The organism is Streptomyces cadmiisoli (assembly GCF_003261055.1).
GTDB lineage: Bacteria > Actinomycetota > Actinomycetes > Streptomycetales > Streptomycetaceae > Streptomyces > Streptomyces cadmiisoli.
Genome location: NZ_CP030074.1, coordinates 455,648 through 475,081, shown reverse-complemented (window position 1 = coordinate 475,081; position 19,434 = coordinate 455,648). Strand labels below are relative to the sequence as shown.

Genomic DNA, 19,434 nt, shown 5'->3' with positions numbered 1-19,434 from the left:
GTCGCACAGACTCAGGAGGACGGAACAGCCATGCCTACTTTCGACACTCCCGCCCCGATCTCGGCCACGGCGAACGTGGAGGCCGGATCCATCCAGTTCACCGCGGGCGACCGCCCCGACACCGTCGTCGAGGTGCGGCCCCGCGACCCGAAGAAGGACCTGGACGTGCGGACGGCCGACCAGACAGAGGTCACGTACGGAAGCGGCGTACTGACCGTCAGGACGCCCAAGCCCAATCTCTTCGGGCTCGGCCGTACCGGCACCGTCGATGTGACGGTCGAACTGCCCACGGGATCGAGCGTCGACATGACCGGTGCCTGGGTCCAGGTGCTCGGCGAGGGCCGTCTCGGCGAGGTCGGTGTGAAGATCTCGTCCGGCGACGTCCGCCTCGACACGACCGGCCCGCTGAAGCTCACCGCGGCGCACGGCTCGATCACCGTCGACCGCGTCGAAGGCTCGGCCGAGATCACCAGCAGCTCCGGCAGTCTGCGCGTCGGCTTCGTCGACGGCCCCGCCGTACTGAAGAACTCGCACGGCACCACCACCGTCGACGCCGCGACCGGCGAGCTGCGGGTGCGCGGCGCCAACGGCGACATCGACATCCGCCGCGCCGAGGACTCGGTCACCGCCAAGACCGCCCAGGGCACCCTGCGTGTCGGTGAAGTCGCCCGCGGCACCGTTCAGTTGGAGACGGCGTACGGGGCCATCCAGGTCGGCGTCCGCGAGGGCACGGCCGCCTGGCTCGACGTCAGCGCGAGCTCCGGCCAGGTCCGCAACACACTCGACGTGTCCGACGCCCCTGAGACGACCGAGGGTACCGTCAAGATCCACGCCCGTACCCGCTACGGCAACATCGACATCCGCCGCGCCAGGCCCTGAGCATCACCACACCTCACGCCGTGCGAGCGAGCCCTTGAGCACCACTACCACCTCAAGCGGCGTACGCCCCTGAACGCCGGCACCTCATGTGCCGGCACCTCATGCGGCGTCACCCCAAACGACGGCACCTCAAGCGGCGCCCACCCCCACCCACTTCAGCCTTCAACGGAGGGCCCCATGCCTTCTTCTGTCATGCCCACGTCCAGTCGGAAGGGCACTCACTCCTCGCCGGCCGCCGTCACCACCGTCGGCCTGCGCAAGTCCTACGGCGACAAGACCGTCCTCGACGGCATCGACCTGCGTATCCCCGCCGGGTCCGTGTTCGCCCTGCTCGGACCGAACGGCGCCGGCAAGACCACCGTCGTGAAGATCCTCTCCACGCTCATCACCGCCGACGGCGGACAGGCCCAGGTCGCCGGCCACGACGTCGGCGCATCACCGGACAAGGTGCGCGCCGCGATCGGTGTGACCGGGCAGTTCTCCGCCGTGGACGGGCTGATCACCGGCGAGGAGAACATGCTCCTCATGGCGGACCTGCACCACCTGCCGAAGGCGGAGGGGCGGCGCGTCACCGCCGAACTGCTGGAGCGCTTCGACCTCACCGACGCCGCGAAGAAGCCCGCCCACACCTACTCCGGCGGCATGAAGCGCCGCCTGGACATCGCCATGACCCTGGTCGGCAACCCGCGGATCATCTTCCTCGACGAGCCGACCACCGGCCTCGACCCCCGCTCCCGCCACACCATGTGGGGGATCATCCGCGAGCTGGTCTCCGACGGCGTGACGGTCTTCCTCACCACCCAGTACCTGGAGGAAGCCGACGAACTCGCCGACCGCATCGCGGTGCTCAGCAACGGCCGGATCGCCGCCGAAGGCACCGCCGACGAGCTGAAGCGGCAGATCCCGGGCGGGCACATCAGGCTCCGGTTCTCCGACCCCGCCGTGTACCGGGCCGCTGCCGACACCCTGCACGAGACGACCCGGGACGACGACGCCCTGGCCCTGCGGATCCCGAGCGACGGCGGCCAGCGGGAGCTGCGCTCCCTCCTCGACTGGCTGGACTCCGCCGGCATCGAGGCCGACGAACTCACGGTCCACACCCCCGACCTCAACGACGTCTTCTTCGCTCTGACCGGCTCCACCGTGCCGAACCAGGCGAACGAACCGAACCAGCCCCACGAGCCCAGCCGGCCGAACAACTTCAAGGAGACTGCCCGATGAGCTCCGCCTCCCACGCTCTGCGCGACTCCTCCACCATGTTGCGGCGCAACCTGCTGCACGCGCGCCGCTACCCGTCGCTGACCCTGAACCTCCTGCTCACGCCGATCGTCCTGCTGCTGCTCTTCGTGTACGTCTTCGGAGACGTGATGAGCGCGGGCATCGGGGGCGGCGGCGCCGACCGGTCCGAGTACGTCGCGTATCTCGTCCCCGGCATCCTGCTGATGACCATCGGCAGCACCCTCGTCGGTGCCGCGGTGTCCGTCTCCAACGACATGACCGAGGGCATCACCGCCCGGTTCCGCACCATGGCGATCCACCGCGGCTCCGTACTCATCGGGCATGTCACCGGCAGCGTGCTGCAAGCGGTCAGCAGTGTCGTCCTCGTCGGCGCCGTCGCCGTCGCCGTCGGATTCCGCTCCACGGACGCCACCGTCCTGGAATGGCTCGCCGCGTTCGGGCTGCTCGCCCTGTTCGCGCTGGCCTTCACCTGGATCGCCGTCGGGATGGGCATGGTCAGCCCGAACGCCGAAGCAGCCAGCAACAACGCGCTGCCCCTGGTGTTCCTGCCCCTGATCTCCAGCGCCTTCGTCCCCGTCGACGCGATGCCGGGCTGGTTCCAGCCGATCGCCGAGTACCAGCCGTTCACCCCGGCCATCGAGACCCTGCGCGGACTGCTGCTCGGCACCGAGATCGGCCACAACGGGTGGCTGGCCGTCGCATGGTGCCTGGGGCTGGCCGCACTCGGCTACTTCTGGTCCAAGTCGCTGTTCGACCGCGACCCGCAGTAGCGGGAGAAGGCCCGGTCGGTACGGGTCCGGGGGACCGACTCCGTTCATACGGGGTCGGTCACCCGGATTCCGCGTTTCGGCGGCGTCCCTCACGCGGGGCGACGGCGGCGACGGCTGTCAGCTCGACGGCGTTCGCGGCCCCAGCCCCGGGCTCACGGTCGATTGTCCGGCCGGAGCCGTCCGGCCCAGGTCAGCGCGTCCTCGGCCTGAGCCGCGAGTGTGGTGACCAGGTCCGCCGCGGACGGCAGATCGGTGATGAGGTCGACGCCCTCACCCGCCCAGACGGGCAGGGGCGGAATCACCCCTCGTGCCACATCGTCCTGATAGTCCTGACGAGCCCGGGGGTCGCCGGCCAGCTCAGCCTCCCGGCCGCGCCACCGGTCCAGATGGGGATGGCCGAGCGTACGGGCCGTGTACTTCTCGATCGGCCAGCTCGCGCCGCGGACGATGTCCAGCACACTGCTGCGTTCGGTGTCCTGGCCGCGTCCGTCGACAAGGGCCTTGCCGACGGACGGGTCGACCAGGGCCTCGGTCGTGGCCTGGAACCGGGTGCCGATGACAGCTCCCGCGGCGCCCAGGGCCAGGGCCGCGGCGACGCCGCGGCCATCGGCGATCCCACCGGCGGCCAGGACCGGTACGGGTCCCGCGAGGTCCACGACGAGCGGCACGAACGGAAGCGTGGACCGCCCACGACGGGCGCCGTGACCGCCGCTTTCCGTCCCCTGCGCAACGATGACGTCGGCGCCCGCCTCCACCGCTCGCCGGGCCTCCTCGAGATCGGTCACCTGAACGATCAGAACCGCGTCCGACCGCCGGATCCGGTCGACGAACGGGGCCGGGTCACCGAAGGACAGCATCACCGCCGCCGGACCGAACTCCAGCACCTGCTCCAGCGCACCGGCATCGACCGCCCAGGTCAGAAAGCCCACACCCCAGGGCCGGTCGGTGCCGTCCGCGACGATCGGCAACTCCCGCTCCAGCCACGCCCGGTCCCCGGAACCACCGCCCAGCAGACCGAGACCGCCCGCCCGGGACACGGCGGCGGCCAGCGCACCCCCGGCCGAACCGCCCATCGGCGCCAGCACGATCGGGTGCCGCACTCCCAACAACCGCGTCAACTCCGTCGACAAGGCCATGAGCCCATCATGGGGATGCCCTCGGTCGTCGACCACCGACTCAGTGACCTTCGCCCTCCCCGCGTTCGGCTGCCTCGAGGCGATCCAATGCCGTCTCGGCCGATTCCCGGCTGCGGATCAGCTTCCGCGTCTCGGCAGCGGAACTCACCAGAGCCACGATGCCGGAGAGAAGGACTGTCACGCGCCACGGCAGCCACCACCCGTCGCGATGGAGCGCGTATCCGATCATGACCACACCGAGCAGCAGCAAGCCGCCCGCCTTACGCAGCCACAGCTCGATCCCGTCCCACATCGCCAGCCCTCTCCCACGAACCTGCCGATCAGGGAGCATAGGCGGCTCAGCGGCTCACGAGACCAGTGGGATGTCCTCCGTCGGCAGGCCGAGGCGGGCGCGGCCGACGCGGCGGGCCAGCGGCTCGGACATCGTGGAGCAGACGTGCGTCCACATCGTCGCGGCGTCCCGGAAGTAGCGCTGCATGCGCTCGCCGTTGCGCGCGTGGCGGGAGCCCGCCGTACGGAACAGGATGCCTTGCAGCGCGTCCCAGGCCATGCGCCCGGCGTTGAGGTAGACGAGCGAGAACCGGTCGTCGTCGGCGGTGGTGAAGGGGGCCCGGCCCGACACGTTGTCGGCGCAGGCCCGCGTCCAGTCGGCGGCGGTGGCGCGCATCGCGGCGTCGGCCGTGTTGATGGCGGCGAGGGCCTCGCCGAGGTGGCGCTGGTAGTCGTGCAGGTCGGCGCGGGTGTGGGTCGGGTCCATGACGAGGCGCCGCTCGGAGATGATCCGGGTGTACTCGTCGGCGGCGGCGTACGCGGTGCCGATCAGCAGGGCGGCCATCTCACCCTGGAAGAAGCTTCCCGGGCACCCCGCGTACATCGACTGGCCGTGCAGTTGTGAGCCGACCGTGCCGCCCTCCACGGGCAGGGCGAGCAGGACCCCGTCCAGGGTGTGGTGGTCGGGCACGCGGGCCTTGTCGAAGCGGAGGCTGTTGGAGCCGCTGCCGCGCAGGCCGAGGGTGCCGTACCAGTCGTCCAGGAGCGTCCAGGCGGAGCGCGGCGCGACGAACAGGACGGGCGGTCCCGGCCGGTCCCCCGGGTTCGCGGGGGCCCGGAACGTCTGCGCGAGGTAGTGGGTGGCGTACGGGGAGCCGGAGGAGTAGGGCCAGGTGCCGTCGAGGGTGATGTGTCCGTCGCCGTCGGGCACGGCCATCCCGATGGGGGCGATGGTGCTGGCGGCCCGGAAGTCGCCGTCGTCGCCGAAGAGTTCGTCCTGGGCCTGCTCCCCGAAGAACGAGGCGACCTGGAGGACGTGGGCGGAGGAGAGGGACAGGGCCCAGCCGGTGGACGGGCAGCCGCGCGTGACCTCGGTGACGACGCGGTAGAAGGTCGACACGTCGAACTCGTAGCCGCCGTACCTGCGCGGTTGCAGCGTCCGGTAGAAGCCCGCCCGGAGGAAGTCCTCGTGGGTCTCCTTCGGGTAGACGGTCAACCGCTCGGTCTCCGCCTGCCGTTCGAGCAGCGTGGACCGCATCGCCACGGCCCTCTCGATCAGTTCGCGCTCGGTGAGGTCCGGTTCGGGGACGGCGATCACGAGGACTCCTTGCAGGTGGTCTCGGTGTGCGTGTTCAGGGGTCTGCGCGGGTGGCTGCCGTCGTTCGGTCGGGGTGGGACTCCGCGGGACGGGCTTGCGCAGCCGGACGTGGGTGCCCACGGGAGGGATGCCCGATCTGGGTGTCCCGGTCTGGGTGTCCCGGTCTGGGTGTCCCGGTCTTCGGCGGACGGCGGCGCCCTTGGGTGGTGGTGGAACTGAGGGCGTGGGGGGGAAGTGCTGGTCGGCACGTCCTAGTCTGGCCGAGGCCCAGGTCTTGATCGTCCTGTTCCGGGTGGCCTCAACAGGCCCTGGACGGATGGGGCCAGCGGTGGCATCGCGGCTGGTAGAGGAGCTGGCCGCCCCGATCCGGCAGGTTTCGGCGGGTCACCGTCAGGCTCCGCCGGGTGCTGTCGAGAGAGGGTGTCCCCCGGTGCCACGGCAGCAGGGGTGGCCCCCGGTACCACGGCAGCAGGGGTGGTGTGGCCTGATGCCGCGGCACAGAAAATCGGTGGGTGGGCCTGCGATGCTCGCAGGCCCACCCACCGTGGACGGAACGACCGGGCGAACGGCCCTGTCAGCCGAAGGTGAAGGAGTAGGCGCTCAGCCCCGGTGAGAGGGTCACCGTGACGACGCCCTCGCGTGGTTCGTTGCCGGTGACCAGGCGGTAGATGTTGGGCGCGCCCGAGACCGTGTGGGTGGTGGTCTTCCCGTCGACGGTCGCGGTGACGGTGCCGCTGCCACCGACGTTGAGGTGGACGTCGCGGGCGAAGAAGTTCAGCTTGATCCCGGCGTTCCGGCCGCTGGTCAGTGACTCGCGTCCGACGTCCCAGGTGCCGTCCAGGGCGAACTGGCCCGGCACGAGCTGCGACGGGTACGTGAAGCGGTGGGTGCCTTCGGACAGGCTTCCGTTCGCGAGGGCGTAGGTGCGCCCCGCCCCGAGGCCGATCTCGGGGGTCAGCCGGACGGTCGGGGTGTCGTCGGGTACGTCCGTTGCGGGCGGCAGTTGGGCGCCGGGGCGCGCGTCGGCCAGCAGTTGGCGGATGAGCGATTCGCGGTCGGCGTAGTTGCCCTCGCCGACGGCGACGTGCCGCACGCGTCCTTGGGCGTCGATGAGGTATTCGGTGGGCCAGGCGTTGTTGCCGAAGTTGTCCCAGGTGGTGAACTCGTTGTCGAGGGCGATCGGGTACTTGATGCCCAGGCGTTCGGCGCCGGCCCGCACGTTGCGGGGTTCGTGCTCGAACGCGTACTCGGGGCTGTGCACACCGAGGACGACCAGTCCCTGGGACGCGTACTTCTCGTGCCAGGCGTTGACGTGCTCGATGGCGCGGTGGCAGTTGATGCAGGAGTACGCCCAGAAGTCGACCAGGACGACCTTGCCGGCCAGCGACATCTTGGTCACGGGCGCGCCGTCCGGAGTGTTCAGCCACTGCTGGATCCCGGACACCTCGGGAGCCGGACCGCAGTCGGCCAGTTCGGTCGAGGCCAGCGACGCGCACCGGCCCAGTTCCCCGTTGCCGCCCGTGCCGAGCACGTCGCCGAGGTCGGCGCCGGCGATCGCCTTGTTGACGCGGGCGGTGTAGTCGGGGACGGAACGCTGGAGTACGTCGGTGAGGTTGAAGGTGAGGCCGAAGGCGAGGACGACGAAGGTGAGTCCGGCGACGAACCTGACGCGCCGCTGCCGCTTGCGGAACGCGCGCACGCGTTCGGCGATGCGCCGCCCGGCGAGGGCGAAGAACAGCAGCGGGATCGCCGTACCGACCGCGAAGGCGACGGCGAGGGCGACCGTTTCGGCGCCGATCCGCTGGGTGGCGCCCGCGACGGTGATGGCGGCGAGGACGGGTCCCGCGCACGGTACGTACACCGCGCCGAGGGCGAGTCCGAGCAGGAACCCGCTGCGCGCGCCGACCTGCCGCTGTCCGACCCGGGCGAACGGCCGTTCCAGCAGGTCCTGTACCGCCGGGAACATCATGGCCGCGCCGAGCAGGAGCAGCACCGCGAGGCCGACCCAGCGGATGATGTCCTTGGGCAGCGGCAGCGCGCCGAGCACGAGGGTGCCGAACAGCGTGATCAGGCTGAAGCTGACGACGAGTCCGGCCATCACGGCGTAGGGCCTGCTTCTGCGGGCCGGGCCCGGCTCCCCCGGTGTGGAGGACACACCGCCGGAGAGGAAGACCACGGGCAGGACGGGCAGGACGCACGGCGAGATCGCGGTGACGAAGCCGCCGACCAGTCCGATCAGTATCAGCGTGAGCAAGTCAGTCTCCAGACGTGACCAACGAGGACGACTACGTCACCTGTTGGGACGGTGACGACATAAACACGCCATCGCGACACCTGTCAAACCAGTGACGCGCATCTCCGAGGTCCCGGCGGACGGCACCGGACGAGCGGCCGCCGATCGCGCCGCAGGGGCCGCCACCAGCGGATTCAAGGTTCCCTCAAGGCTTCCGCAAGCCCTGCCGCGCACGCTCGTCCCATCGGCGGACGGCGGAGGCCGCGGCCCTGCGGACATCAGGGCCGACCGGCACACCCGGCGTTCGAGGCACGGCGACCGGCACGGGGCAGCTTCGGGAAGCGGGGCTGCAGGCACCGCTGAGGGGAGAGGCAATGCGCAAGGCGTTCAGGAAGCTCGGCATGGTCACGACCGTGATCGCGTCCGCTGTGGCGCTGGCCACACCGGCGTCCGCGGCCCCCGCGGAATCGTCGCGTGCGGCAGGCGACGCGTCCGCCATGGCCTGTGAGTTCACCTGGTCACCGAATCCCGCCTGGTACGACCAGGTGGACACGGGCACCGTCAACAAGGCGTCAGCGCCCCTGCGGCCGGGGCCGTTCGCGGACTGCGGCACCAGGGAGACGCTGTACCGCAACTACACGATGACGGTCTACTGCTACTACATCAACGGGCACGGCAACGCCTGGTTCTACGTCAGCGCCTACCCGAACTGGACGCGCGGCTGGATCTACGAGGGGAACATCTCGACCGCGGGCGACGTCTACCCCTGCTGAGCGCGCAGCGACAGCGCCCGAACAGCCACTGGCCCTGCCCCGCCCGGTCCCACCGGGCGGGGCAGGGCCTTCTCGTGTCACAAAAACGGACACTAGTTGGTCATTCAAGAAAAAAGGGAGCAATAACCCCCGCTCCCCCGCCTCCGGCCCTCCCAGAACCACGAGGAGAGCACTCGATGACCATGACCCGCCTCGGCGCCGTGACGCTCGGCAAGCAGTTGAGTTCCTCCGACATATCCGACACGGCGATCGCGCTGCTCGACGAGCAGGGGACGGTGGCCGGGTGGACGCAGACCGCCGAACGGCTCGTCGGACACTCCGCCGGGGACGTCGTGGGCCGGGCCGCCGCGCTCGTGCTGCCGTCCTTCGGTACGGCCGCGACGACCTCGGAGTTCGTCGAGCGGTGCCAGGCGGAGAACGGCTGGTCGGGGGCGGAGACGGTGCGCCACCGGGACGGCCGTGTCCTCGACGTCGGCCTGCGGATCACCAGGCTGCGGGGCCACGACGGAACGACGCGATGGCTCGCGTCGATGACCGGCACGGGCCCGCGGACCGAGGACGGGACGAACGGATCCGCGCCGGGCCCCCTGCTCACCCACGCGCCCATCGGTGTCACCGTTCGGGACCGGCAGCTGCGCTGCACCTTCGTGAACGACGTCGCCGAGCGCCACGACGGACTGCCCCACACCCGACGGCTGGGATGCCGGCTCACCGACGTACTGACCGGTTCCCATGCCGAGACGGTCGAGGCGGTGATGCAGCAGGTCCTGCACAACGGGGCGACCAAGGTCCACGAGTACCGGACGTATCTGCCGACGAGCCAGGGCCCGGAGCACCAGTTCGCGGCGTCGTTCCAGTGTCTTCAGGGCGCCGACGGCAGTTCGCTGGGGGTGTGTGTCATCAGCGCCGACGTCACCGCGAACCGGCAGGCGCGGGAGCGTCTGGCCGTTCTCAGCGAGGCCAGTGCCCGGCTGGGCAGCACGCTGGACATGATGCAGGCGGGCCAGGAACTGGCCGATCTCGCCGTACCCCTGCTCGCCGACTACGTCGCCGTGGACCTGGAGCAGTCGGTCTCGTTCGGCGAGGGCCCCCCGGTCCGGGTCGGCGCGACGGGCCGGCACCTGCCCGCTTTCCGGCGGGCCGGCCTGGCCTCGATCAACCGAGGCGTGCCGGAATCCCCGTGGGTGCGCGGCGAGCCGGTCGACGTGCCCGCCGCCTCGCCGTTCGCCGCCGCCCTGCGCGCCGGGCGGTCCCGCCTGGAGCCGGTCCTGGACACCACGCCGGGCACCTGGGTGGACAACGTGCCGGCACTGGCGCACCGGGTCCGCGACAACGGGATGCACTCGATCATGGTGGTGCCGATCCGCGCCCGGCGTGCCCTGCTGGGCATGGCGCTGTTCGTCCGCACGAAGGATCCCGCGCCGTTCCACGAGGCCGATCTGGTGCTGGCCGAAGAGCTCGTCGGCCGGGCCGCGCAGGCGCTGGACAACGCCCGCCAGTTCGCCCGCGAGCACACCGCGGCCCTCGCGCTGCAACGCAATCTGCTGCCCCGCCGGTTGCGCGGCGGCGCCGCGGTCGAAGTGGCGTCCCGCTACCTGCCCGCGGACGTGGACCACTGTGTCGGCGGCGACTGGTTCGACGTGATCCCGCTGTCCGGCGCCCGGGTGGCGCTCGTCGTGGGCGACGTGATCGGTCACGGCCTGCACGCCGCCGCGACCATGGGCAGGCTCCGCACCGCCGTCCACACGCTCGCCGCGATGGAGCTGCCCCCCGACGAACTGCTGGCCCACCTCGACGACACGGTGCAGCGACTGGCCGAGGAGGACTGCGACGTCCCCGAGCAGACTCCCGCGGTGTCCGGCGCCACCTGCCTGTACGCCGTCTACGACCCCGTCACGCGCCGGTGCACCATGGCGTCGGCCGGGCATCCCCCGCCCGCGATGATCGACCCGCAGGGCCGGGTCGCGTACCTCGACGTCCCCACCGGAGCGCCCCTCGGTGTCGGTCTGGGGGACCCGTTCGAGTCCGTGGAGCTGGAACTGGCCGAGGGGACCGTGCTCGCCCTCTACAGCGACGGTCTGATCGAGACCCGCGAGCAGGACATCGACGAGGGAATGCACCGGCTGGGCGCCGCTCTCACGCAACCGGGCCGCTCCCTGGACGAACTCTGCGACATGGCGACGCGAACCCTCGCGGAGCAGGAGCCGTGCGACGACGTCACGCTCCTGCTGGTCCGGACCCGCTCCCTCGACCCGAGCCGGGTGGCGTCCTGGACACTGCCCGGTGACCAGGAGGCCGTCCGCGGCGCCCGCGACCTCGCGGCACGCCAACTGGCCGAGTGGGGGCTCGAAGGTCTCGAGGACGCCACGAAGCTCATCGTCAGCGAACTCGTCACCAACGCCGTCCGGCACGGCACCGGAGCGGTCGGGCTGCGGCTCCTGCGGCATCAGGTGCTCACCGTCGAGGTGTCCGACTCCGACGCGTTCGCCCCGCGTCCGCGTCGCGCGGGCAGCACGGACGAGAACGGCCGCGGCCTCCTCCTCGTACGCAAGCTGTCCCGCAGGTGGGGCTGCCGCTCGGCACCGGACGGCAAGGTCGTCTGGGCCGAACTGGAGCTCCCCCGCGACTCCGGCCCCCACCCGGGGAGCCCGTGAGGGCAGCCCGCCCATGGCACGGGCGAGCTTCGTGTGAGCCTCCGGCACCCGGTTCCGCGGACTCCTGGCCCGCGCTGGTACCAGTCAGGTACCATCACGGCCATGCCTTCCTTGAACATCACCTTCACCGAGGAGGAGCTGGAGGAGGTCCGCGCAGCGGCGGCCGCCGAAGGCAAGTCCCTCAAGCAGTACGTCCACGACCTGCCCCTGCGTGAGCGCCAGCGTCTCCAGTTCGTGCGTGTCGCCGTCGCGTGGGGCGAGCGGCACCGGGACGAGTTCGACGAGGCGTTCCCCGACGAGGTCCCCCCGGCCGACCGGCATCAGGGAGCTGCGGCCGCCTGATGGTGCTCCACATCGACGTCCCCTGGCTGCTCGACGTCCAGGAACAGGCCGTCCCCGAGGACGTCAGCGTCACGGACTACTCCGCCCTGGTCGCCGCGATCGCCCGGCACAGGACGCGCATCCCGCGTCCGGGCATCGCCCCGCCGGACGCCGCGTGGCGGGCCGCGTCGCTCCTGCACACGATCGTCCGCCTCGAACCCCTGCCGTACCGGAACTCGCTGTACGCCTGCCAGGTGACCGTCGCGTACATGGACGCCTCCGGGGAGGGCATCGACCCGCCCTACGGAGCCCTGGTCGAACTCGTCCGCGACATTCAGGCCCGCAAGGCCACCGTGTACCGCGCGGCCGACCGGATCCGCACCTGGCGCATCTGACCGGACCGGACGGCAGGCGGGCGGGCGGCACGGTGCTGTCCGGGGCGGGCGCCGAGGGCTGTCGTCAGGCACCGGTGAGTTCGGCGGCGCCGAAGGAGACGTCGAAGCGGTCGCACCAGATGCTGACGCTGCTGTACCGAGCGAGGTCGATGTCCTGGGGCACGGCGTAGTTGTGGCTGCCCTTGTTGCCCTTCAGCCTGCCGAGGCTCACGTGCCGGCCGTCGTCGAAGACGTGCCAGCCGGCCCGTCCCTCCCTGACCGGCGCGTCGGTCAGCCACACGCGCAGATCCGGCCCGTTGCTGGTGTCGAGGTTCTCCAGCCGTACGACGTGGGAGCCGTCCGTCAGCCGTACGAGCTTCACGGTGCCCGAGGTCGCGTGCTCATGGCTGATCAGGTCGCCGGCGGCGACCGTGGCGGGAGCCGGCGCCGGGGAGGAGGGGGCCGTCGCTGCGGGCGGAGCGGACGTCGCCACCGCCTCGGGCAGGGCCTCCTCGACGGTCCGGTCCTGCCACAGCTTCCACGGCTGGAACCAGTAGAGCCCGAGACCGGCACCGGCGACGGCCACCACCAGCGCCCCGGTCACCAGCGGCCTGCCGAGCATTTTGCGCACACGCTTCATTCCGGCCTCGTCTCCCGAGCGTCGTGTCCGCCCCATTCAACGCGGCGGGCCGCCCGCCACGCGTCACCTTCGAGATGACGAAACCCTTACGTCGGTGCCGCCCGGCCGTGGGTGAGGGCGCGCCCGCCGCCGGTCCGAGGGCGGGGTCGTGTGTGACCGTGAGCCTCGGCACCCGGAAGGAAATGGGCACCGTAGCGGTTTTGGGGTTAACGCTCGATGGATTACGCTAGAGACGATCAAGGAGGCCGACGATTTCCCCGCGCACGACCGAACCCAGTCCGCTGACGCAGCCGCCGTCGGCTGACGTAGTCCTGCAGTTCGTCAATACACACCCCGCGGGACCCCACCGGCTGCCCGAGCGCTTCGGAAGCGCGCAGGATCTGCACGCGTGGCTGCTGGAGCAGGCCATGGGCTCGGAGTCGACCCATGTCACGGAGGCCGACGCGGCCAGCGCCCGTGAGCTGCGCGAGGCCTTGATCACCGTGCTGCTCGCCCACTCCGCCGACCAGGACAGCACGCCCGACGGGCTCGCCGAGGCGGAGGGGTTTCTGCGCCACGCCGCGTCCCGGTATCCGCTGGTGACCGTCGTCACCGCATCCGGAGCCTTCCTGGCACCCGCGCAGACCGATGTCCCCGGGCTGTTCGGCACCGTGCTGGCGAACGCCACCGAACTCGCCCAGGCGGGCGTCTGGGACCGGTTGCGGGCCTGCCGGCACACACCGTGCCACTACGGCTTCTTCGACCGGACGCGGAACAAGAACTCCGTCTACTGCGGTCCGCGCTGCGGCTCCCGCGCGTCGATGCGGGCGTACCGGCAGCGGAAGAAGGCACTGGCCGCCCAGCACGGCCCGGCCTCGAAGTGACCCCGCGGGCGCAACCGTGCGCCCGCGTTCCGGTGTGAACTCACCTGCGCAGAGCGACTGTTCACCCCCGTTCGATTCCTGACCACGACACCACTGTGGTCCCACTCCGGCCACCGGGGGGACCACGCCCCATTATTCGAACTGGAGTGCGATAAGTGGAAGTGTGACGGCGGCGCGTGCGCGCAAGTTGTGAACTTCCCCTCGCCGTCAGAACTTGGTGGTTATGAGCTAACCGTCTACGGTCATAACAAGGCGGTCGCACCACACCACGTCACTCGGACGGGTCACGGTCTCGCCCACACCTGGATCACAGTCGTCATCCGGGTCGCATCAGCCGGTCGGCGGCGCGCCGGGCGCCCGCCCACCTCGGCCAGGGAACAAGAAGGAAAAGCCCCCAGATGTATATGAAGCTCGAAGTCACCGTGCTGCCCGTCTCCGACGTGGACCGGGCCAAGGCCTTCTACGAGGCGCTGGGATTCCGTCTGGACATCGACAAGCCCGTCAGTGACGAATGGCGCGCGGTGCACCTCACCCCGCCGGGCTCCGAGTGCTCGATCCTGTTCGGCACGGGCATGACCTCCGCCGAGCCGGGCTCCGCCCAGGGCCTCTACCTCGCCGTCTACGACATCGAGGAGGCCCGTGCCGAGCTCATCAGCCGCGGCATCGAGGTGAGCGAGATCTTCCACGACAACGGCGGCATCATCTACCACGGCCACGAGGGCGGCGACATCACCCACCGCCTCCCGGGCCAGGAGCGGAAGCCGGGTCTGCACCCCGAGCGCGCCTCCTACGCCTCCTTCGCCACCTTCAGCGACCCCGACGGCAACGGCTGGGTGCTTCAGGAGATCCAGCAGCGCTTCCCGGGCCGCTAGACCGGTGACCCGAGCGTGCGACGGGCCGACCCGCCTCGCGGCGGCCGGCCCGTCCTCTCGGGCACGGCGGGCGTTCAGAACGCGGTGCGGGCCGCGCACGCCGCGCACCGCCGACGCGGCGCCCATCCCCTGACCTCCAGATTCATCAACGAAGGAACCGAACCCCATGAACATGTCCCCCACGGAGCCCGACGCCCAGGACGGCCCCGGGCGTGAGCCGGTGTCGCACCGGGCCCGGCGCGGGCTGTCGCGACGCCTGTTCGTCGGTGGCGCCGCCGCTTCCGCGGCCGCCGGCATCTCGGTGGCCGCCGGACTGACGCCGTCCGCCACCGCCACCACCGCGCAGGCCCCCGCCGCCCGCAGGCCCAAGGGCTTCGGCACGGTCGCCACGGCGCCGCGTCTGTCCGCGGAGTTCAAGAAGACGTTCTCCAGCCGGTTCGTCAACGCCGGCGGGCTGCGCCAGCACGTGGTCATCGGGGGCGACGGACCGCCGCTGCTGCTGGTGCACGGCTGGCCGGAGAACTGGTACGCGTGGCGCATGGTGATGCCCGCGCTGGCCCGGGACTTCACGGTCATCGCGGTCGACCAGCGCGGTATGGGGCTGACCGAGAAGCCGAAGGGCGGGTACGACACCGCCACCCTGGCCAACGACCTGGTCGCGCTGATGGACGCGCTCGGTCACGACCGGTTCGCCGTGGCCGGCCACGACACCGGAATGATCATCGGCTACGCGCTGGCCGCGGACCACCCGGACCGGGTCGAGTACCTGGCCGTCGCCGACGTCCCCGGCCCGCCGAGCACCGAGGCCTCGCCGAAGCTGTTCGAGAAGGAGGCGCTCAACAACAGGCTCTGGCACATCCCGTTCAACCGGGTCGACCACGAACTGATCGAGCAGCTCGTCCGGGGCCGCGAAGAGGCCTTCTTCACCTACGAGTTCGACATCCAGGGCGGGGAGCGGCTGCCCGAGTACGCGCGGGAGTACTACATCCGCCTGTTCTCGGAGCGCGAGTCCCTGCGCGGCAGCTTCGGCTTCTACCGGGCGTGGGACGCGACGGTCGAGCAGAACGACGACCGCGCGAAGACCAAGCTGACGATGCCCGTCCTGGCGATCGGCGGCGAGAAGAGCTGGGGCGCATGGGTCGAGGGCGGCATGAAGCCCCTCGCGAACGACGTGCGCGGTGTGGTCATCCCCGGCGCCGGCCACTGGGTCGCCGAGCAGGCACCGCAGCAGATGCTGGCGGCGCTGACCGAGTTCCTGGCGCCGTACCGCGCCAAGGCGTCCCGGTCGGCTCGCTAGTGCCGTAGCAGGCACTGGCCGAAGACGCCCGGACGTCGGGCCGTCCCTGACCCGTGGCTCACGTCCGGGCAGGTCCTGTCCGCCACTTCCCCGGCGGGCAGGACCCGGACGGGTACGACCCGCACTCCCGCGGGTCGTACCGGGACATCGGCACGCGCTCGTACGAAGCCGCCGCGCCGTCGTCCCGGTCGGGGCGGCCCCCTCACCATCCAGACGGGAGTCGTAGATGTTCAACGACATCGGGCCGCTCGAAGTCGTCACCCTGGTCGTGCTGGCCGTCATCGTGGTCGGGCCCGACAAGCTCCCCAAGCTGGTGTCCGACGCGGCGCGCGTCCTGCGCAGGGTCCGTCAGCTCTCGCAGAGCGCTCAGGAGAGCATTCGCGACGAACTCCCGCCTGAGCTGAAGGACCTGAACATCGAGGACCTCAACCCGAAGACCCTCGTGTCCAAGCACCTGCTGCACGACGAGGGCCTCAGCCTCGACAAGCTCACTGCCGACCTGGATCCCATCGGGGAGACACCCCGCCGCGCCCCGTCGAAGACCTCCGCGAACGCGGGGACTTCCGCCGGACCGGGCCCGATCGCCACGAAAGGCGACCCGCGGCCCTGAGAATCCCCAAGCCCTGAGAGACCACCGGCCCCGGCCCAGCGGGGCCGCCCCGTCGGCCGCCCCACCGGCCGACCCGCTCCGTCAACGGACCGATCACCACCATGGCCGGGCCGCCGCATCCTCCGGCAGCCGGGCCGACGGCGCGGGAGCGCCGCTCCCGCGCCGTCGCCAGCGGAAAGGAAACGACCATGTTCGGCAGGCTCGGAGCCCCCGAGATCATCCTCATCCTCGTCGTCGTCATGCTCCTCTTCGGCGCCAAGCGCCTTCCCGGGATGGCCCGTTCCTTCGGGCAGTCGCTGCGGATCCTCAAGAGCGAGACCCAGGCCATGCGCAAGGACCACGCGGACGAACCGCAGGCCGACGCCCACGCCGCCGCCCCCGCCCCGGCCCCCGCCCTTCAGCCGGCGGGCGCCCGTCACGCGGCCCCCGAAGCGGCTGACGCGGACATCCCGCACCGGCGCTGAAGCGCCGTCACCACCGACCGACACATGTGCGGCCGGTGCCGCACATGAAGGGACCGGGACTGTCCATGCCCAGCAGTACCTCGCACGACGCCGCGCGAATGCCCCTGGGGGAACACCTCCGCGAGCTGCGCAGCCGACTGATGAAGGCCGTCGGAGCGATCCTGCTCGTCACGATCGCCGCGGCCTTCTTCTACAAGGAACTCATCGGATTCCTCATCGATCCCCTGCCCGGCTGCGCGCCGGGCGGGCTGACCGGTGAGAGCGACGGGGAACGCTGCGGTGTGATCTCCCTCAACGGCCTTCTCTCGCCCTTCTCCCTCGCGCTGAAGGTGGCGATCACCACGGGAGTCGTGGCCGCGAGCCCGGTGTGGCTGTATCAGTTGTGGGCGTTCGTCGCGCCGGGCCTGCACCGCAGCGAGAAGAAGTACACGCTGGTCTTTCTCGGGGCCGGTGTCCCGCTGTTCCTCGCGGGTGCCGCCGTGGCGTACGGGGTGCTGCCCACCACGGCGCAGGTGCTGATCTCCCTCACCCCGGACGGGGCGACCAACCTCCTGCCCGTCGACGACTTCCTCAATCTGGCCACCCGGATGGTCCTCGTCTTCGGTCTGTCCTTCGAACTCCCGGTCCTGCTCGTCCTGCTGAACTTCGCGGGTGTGCTCACCGCGCGCCGGATGATCGGCTGGTGGCGCGCGATGTTCCTGGGCATCGCCGCGTTCGCGGCGCTCGCCACGCCGAGCACGGACCCGCTCAGCATGGTGCTGCTGGCCGTACCGATCTGCCTGCTCTACCTCGGCGCCTGTGCGGTCTCCTGGTGCAACGACCGGCGCCGTCGGCGCAAGCGCGACTCCGAGCCGGGCGCGGGTCTTGAGGACACGGAGGCCTCCTCCCTGGACCTGACCCCGGTCCCCGTGGGATCCGCCGCCGGTGTCACCGGCGACCGGCCCTGACGTGCGCGACCCGCTCGCTGGTGACCGTCTGCGACCATCGTGCACGAGATGTCACAATATTGACAGTAGAGCCTTATAATCAATAGGTTCTCTCTCATGACAATGGGATCCCCTTCGGAATCTTCGGCGGTCGTCGAGACGCGGCTCGTGCATGAGGTCCATCGCCTGGCCACCACCCTGCTCGCCGAGGCGGCCGCCCGGCACTCGGTGCCTCTGGGCGCCCTGGCGCAGCTGCGTGACTTCCTCGTCGTGAATCTGCGCCACCACCACGAGACCGAGGACCACGACCTCTGGCCGCAGATCGTCGCCGCGGCGCCCGGCATGGCGACCGCGCTCGACGATCTGAGCGAGGAGCACGAGGAGTTGGAGGACGCGCTCGACCACCTGGCCGCGGTGAACCTGAGCGACGACGAGAGCAAGTCCGACAAGGCCGGCGCGACCGGTGCGGCCGGCGGCGCGGGCGTCCGGGTGGCGCTCCGGGACGCGGCCGAGGCGGTGCGCGCCATCGTGCACGACCACCTCGCCCATGAGGAGCCGCTGCTCCTGCCGGCGCTCCGCGACCATGTCAGCCCCGCCGCATGGCAGGACTTCGCGCAGCGGGTGATCGCGACCACGCCGCCCGTCGCCGGGCACCTGATGGTCGGCTTCCTCGACGAGGCGGGCACGCCCGGCGAGGTGGAACTGGTGCTCGCGGGCCTGCCGGAGCCGGTGCGCCCGCTCCTGCCCGCCATGCGCCGGCAGGCCGCGGACGACCTGCGGATCCTGCGCGGGACCGGTTCATGACGTCGACGCCCGCCCGGTGGCCGGACGCGGCGCAGGCGGTCATGAAGGGCGACCTGACGGTCGCGGCCGCCTATGTCACACCCGCCGGCGGTGCCGTGATCACCAGCGTCTCCCCGCTGGGCCTCGTGGACCGCGAGGCGGGCCGGCTCAGCTTCACCACCTCGATCGGCTTCCCGAGGAAATTGGAACGCATCCTGCGTGACCCGCATGTGTCGCTCGCGTACCACACGCGCGACCACGGCTTCGCCGGGAACAGTTCGTACGTGCTCGCCCAGGGCACCGCGTCGGTCGACCTGCGCCCGTCGCCGGAGCGTCTGGCGGACCTGATGCGCGCCTCGGAGCCGTTCCTCGGCAGGACCAAGCGCGGGCCGGTGTGGGACTGGCTGCTGCGCGAGTACCACCAGGAGCGGGTCTTCGTCGACATCGGCGTCGAACGGGTCGCGCTCTGGCCCGATCTTGCGGCCCGGGGCACGCTGACGGTCACCGGCTCCGCCTGGCCGCGGACACCGCCCGCTCAGGAGCCGCCGAAGAACGGCACGGGCCCGCGCGTCGACGTCACCGCGGCCGTACGGCAGATCCGCTCGCTGCCGCACCGGCTGCTGGCCTACCGCGGTGCGGACGGCTTCCCCGTCATCCTCCCGGTGGCGGTCACCGGCCACGACGGGACGGGGCTGCGCCTGGACGTGCCCCCGGGGCTGCTGCCGCCCGGTGGCAGGCGAGCCGGGCTCCTCGCCCACGCCTTCCGGCCGCAGTGCGTCGGGTTGGGCATGCGGACGTTCACCGGATGGCTGACCGTCACCGACGACGGCGCCTGCTACGCCCCGCACACCTCCAAGGGGTTGGCCGCGCCGCCGTACAAGACGCTGCTGACCGTCTCGAACGGGCTGCTGGCCAAGTACGGTCTGTGGCGCGCGCGTCGTGACGGCACCGCCGCGCGGCTGGAGCGCCTCGCCACCCGCGGCCCGGTGGACTGACCCGGATCTCCTCGGGA

Annotated in this window: 20 protein-coding genes; 15 read left to right on the top strand and 5 right to left on the bottom strand. The window is 71.1% G+C overall.

The genetic code is table 11. The annotated features are described in order from the left end of the window. Positions 1-30: 30 nt before the first annotated feature. From DN051_RS42890 to DN051_RS42880, 3 genes are all read left to right on the top strand, one after another. Entirely contained in the window at positions 31-879 is an 849-nt protein-coding gene (locus DN051_RS42890) for a DUF4097 family beta strand repeat-containing protein (RefSeq protein ID WP_053763563.1), read from the top strand. 177 nt (positions 880-1,056) lie between these two features. Further along, complete coding sequence (locus DN051_RS42885; RefSeq protein ID WP_425471823.1) at positions 1,057-2,100, top strand: ATP-binding cassette domain-containing protein; 1,044 nt, start codon at positions 1,057-1,059, stop codon at positions 2,098-2,100. Further along, the gene (locus DN051_RS42880) at positions 2,097-2,888 is read left to right on the top strand and encodes an ABC transporter permease (RefSeq protein WP_112443151.1); all 792 of its coding nucleotides are present in this window, start codon (positions 2,097-2,099) and stop codon (positions 2,886-2,888) included. Before DN051_RS42885 ends, DN051_RS42880 begins: the two co-directional genes overlap by 4 nt. Positions 2,889-3,040: 152 nt before the next feature. On the opposite strand, the gene DN051_RS42875 is transcribed toward DN051_RS42880, so the two are convergent. The 4 genes from DN051_RS42875 to DN051_RS42860 all read right to left on the bottom strand — a co-directional run bounded on the left by DN051_RS42875 (position 3,041) and on the right by DN051_RS42860 (position 7,866). Then, complete coding sequence (locus DN051_RS42875; RefSeq protein ID WP_053763652.1) at positions 3,041-4,024, bottom strand: NAD(P)H-dependent flavin oxidoreductase; 984 nt, start codon at positions 4,022-4,024, stop codon at positions 3,041-3,043. 40 nt (positions 4,025-4,064) lie between these two features. Further along, entirely contained in the window at positions 4,065-4,316 is a 252-nt protein-coding gene (locus DN051_RS42870) for a hypothetical protein (protein WP_112443150.1), read from the bottom strand. Positions 4,317-4,370: 54 nt separating this feature from the next. Continuing rightward, entirely contained in the window at positions 4,371-5,612 is a 1,242-nt protein-coding gene (locus tag DN051_RS42865; protein WP_112443149.1) for an acyl-CoA dehydrogenase family protein, read from the bottom strand. Positions 5,613-6,186: 574 nt separating this feature from the next. Then, positions 6,187-7,866: a cytochrome c biogenesis protein CcdA gene (locus tag DN051_RS42860; RefSeq protein ID WP_112443148.1), complete on the bottom strand. Its 1,680-nt coding sequence runs from the start codon at positions 7,864-7,866 to the stop codon at positions 6,187-6,189. A 353-nt stretch (positions 7,867-8,219) separates the two neighbouring features. Here DN051_RS42860 and DN051_RS42855 point away from each other — a divergent pair, with 353 nt between their 5' ends. The 4 genes from DN051_RS42855 to DN051_RS42840 all read left to right on the top strand — a co-directional run bounded on the left by DN051_RS42855 (position 8,220) and on the right by DN051_RS42840 (position 11,988). Next, positions 8,220-8,618, top strand: a complete 399-nt coding sequence (locus DN051_RS42855) for a hypothetical protein (RefSeq protein WP_053763553.1) — start codon at positions 8,220-8,222, stop codon at positions 8,616-8,618. Positions 8,619-8,794: 176 nt separating this feature from the next. Then, positions 8,795-11,272 (top strand): SpoIIE family protein phosphatase, encoded by a 2,478-nt coding sequence (locus DN051_RS42850; RefSeq protein ID WP_342781615.1) that lies wholly within the window; start codon positions 8,795-8,797, stop codon positions 11,270-11,272. A 102-nt stretch (positions 11,273-11,374) separates the two neighbouring features. Further along, positions 11,375-11,614 (top strand): hypothetical protein, encoded by a 240-nt coding sequence (locus DN051_RS42845; RefSeq protein WP_053763551.1) that lies wholly within the window; start codon positions 11,375-11,377, stop codon positions 11,612-11,614. Continuing rightward, positions 11,614-11,988: a toxin Doc gene (locus DN051_RS42840; protein WP_112443147.1), complete on the top strand. Its 375-nt coding sequence runs from the start codon at positions 11,614-11,616 to the stop codon at positions 11,986-11,988. The genes DN051_RS42845 and DN051_RS42840 overlap by 1 nt, the downstream gene beginning before the upstream one ends. A 64-nt stretch (positions 11,989-12,052) precedes the next feature. Here DN051_RS42840 and DN051_RS42835 read toward each other — a convergent pair whose 3' ends face one another. Then, positions 12,053-12,607, bottom strand: coding sequence for a DM13 domain-containing protein (locus DN051_RS42835; protein WP_112443146.1), 555 nt, complete (start codon positions 12,605-12,607; stop codon positions 12,053-12,055). A 251-nt stretch (positions 12,608-12,858) separates the two neighbouring features. Between DN051_RS42835 and DN051_RS42830 the strand changes: the two genes are divergently transcribed. The 8 genes from DN051_RS42830 (at position 12,859) to DN051_RS42795 (ending at position 19,417) form a co-directional block, all read left to right on the top strand. Then, entirely contained in the window at positions 12,859-13,470 is a 612-nt protein-coding gene (locus tag DN051_RS42830; protein ID WP_112443145.1) for a CGNR zinc finger domain-containing protein, read from the top strand. Positions 13,471-13,868: 398 nt separating this feature from the next. Beyond that, a complete protein-coding gene (locus tag DN051_RS42825) occupies positions 13,869-14,342 on the top strand; it encodes a VOC family protein (protein ID WP_053763547.1) in 474 nt (157 codons plus the stop codon). Positions 14,343-14,508: 166 nt separating this feature from the next. Further along, a complete protein-coding gene (locus DN051_RS42820; RefSeq protein WP_112443144.1) occupies positions 14,509-15,639 on the top strand; it encodes an alpha/beta fold hydrolase in 1,131 nt (376 codons plus the stop codon). 226 nt (positions 15,640-15,865) lie between these two features. Further along, complete coding sequence (locus tag DN051_RS42815) at positions 15,866-16,249, top strand: sec-independent translocase (RefSeq protein WP_112443143.1); 384 nt, start codon at positions 15,866-15,868, stop codon at positions 16,247-16,249. Between the two features lie 188 nt (positions 16,250-16,437). Continuing rightward, positions 16,438-16,713, top strand: coding sequence for a Sec-independent protein translocase subunit TatA (gene tatA / locus DN051_RS42810; protein ID WP_112443142.1), 276 nt, complete (start codon positions 16,438-16,440; stop codon positions 16,711-16,713). Positions 16,714-16,778: 65 nt separating this feature from the next. After that, a complete protein-coding gene (gene tatC / locus DN051_RS42805; RefSeq protein WP_053763650.1) occupies positions 16,779-17,660 on the top strand; it encodes a twin-arginine translocase subunit TatC in 882 nt (293 codons plus the stop codon). A 96-nt stretch (positions 17,661-17,756) separates the two neighbouring features. After that, positions 17,757-18,443, top strand: coding sequence for a hemerythrin domain-containing protein (locus DN051_RS42800; protein WP_112443141.1), 687 nt, complete (start codon positions 17,757-17,759; stop codon positions 18,441-18,443). Next, positions 18,440-19,417 (top strand): pyridoxamine 5'-phosphate oxidase family protein, encoded by a 978-nt coding sequence (locus DN051_RS42795; protein WP_112443140.1) that lies wholly within the window; start codon positions 18,440-18,442, stop codon positions 19,415-19,417. Before DN051_RS42800 ends, DN051_RS42795 begins: the two co-directional genes overlap by 4 nt. The last annotated feature ends 17 nt before the right edge of the window (positions 19,418-19,434 follow it).

Bases quoted from the DNA above. Each gene is read 5' to 3' on its own strand.
- DN051_RS42890 (WP_053763563.1), top strand. From the start codon at position 31: ATGCCTACTTTCGACACTCCCGCCCCGATCTCGGCCACGGCGAACGTG.
- DN051_RS42885 (WP_425471823.1), top strand. From the start codon at position 1,057: ATGCCTTCTTCTGTCATGCCCACGTCCAGTCGGAAGGGCACTCACTCC.
- DN051_RS42880 (WP_112443151.1), top strand. From the start codon at position 2,097: ATGAGCTCCGCCTCCCACGCTCTGCGCGACTCCTCCACCATGTTGCGG.
- DN051_RS42875 (WP_053763652.1), bottom strand. From the start codon at position 4,024: ATGGCCTTGTCGACGGAGTTGACGCGGTTGTTGGGAGTGCGGCACCCG.
- DN051_RS42870 (WP_112443150.1), bottom strand. From the start codon at position 4,316: ATGTGGGACGGGATCGAGCTGTGGCTGCGTAAGGCGGGCGGCTTGCTG.
- DN051_RS42855 (WP_053763553.1), top strand. From the start codon at position 8,220: ATGCGCAAGGCGTTCAGGAAGCTCGGCATGGTCACGACCGTGATCGCG.
- DN051_RS42850 (WP_342781615.1), top strand. From the start codon at position 8,795: ATGACCATGACCCGCCTCGGCGCCGTGACGCTCGGCAAGCAGTTGAGT.
- DN051_RS42845 (WP_053763551.1), top strand. From the start codon at position 11,375: ATGCCTTCCTTGAACATCACCTTCACCGAGGAGGAGCTGGAGGAGGTC.
- DN051_RS42840 (WP_112443147.1), top strand. From the start codon at position 11,614: ATGGTGCTCCACATCGACGTCCCCTGGCTGCTCGACGTCCAGGAACAG.
- DN051_RS42835 (WP_112443146.1), bottom strand. From the start codon at position 12,607: ATGAAGCGTGTGCGCAAAATGCTCGGCAGGCCGCTGGTGACCGGGGCG.
- DN051_RS42825 (WP_053763547.1), top strand. From the start codon at position 13,869: ATGTATATGAAGCTCGAAGTCACCGTGCTGCCCGTCTCCGACGTGGAC.
- DN051_RS42820 (WP_112443144.1), top strand. From the start codon at position 14,509: ATGAACATGTCCCCCACGGAGCCCGACGCCCAGGACGGCCCCGGGCGT.
- DN051_RS42815 (WP_112443143.1), top strand. From the start codon at position 15,866: ATGTTCAACGACATCGGGCCGCTCGAAGTCGTCACCCTGGTCGTGCTG.
- tatA (WP_112443142.1), top strand. From the start codon at position 16,438: ATGTTCGGCAGGCTCGGAGCCCCCGAGATCATCCTCATCCTCGTCGTC.
- tatC (WP_053763650.1), top strand. From the start codon at position 16,779: ATGCCCAGCAGTACCTCGCACGACGCCGCGCGAATGCCCCTGGGGGAA.
- DN051_RS42800 (WP_112443141.1), top strand. From the start codon at position 17,757: ATGACAATGGGATCCCCTTCGGAATCTTCGGCGGTCGTCGAGACGCGG.
- DN051_RS42795 (WP_112443140.1), top strand. From the start codon at position 18,440: ATGACGTCGACGCCCGCCCGGTGGCCGGACGCGGCGCAGGCGGTCATG.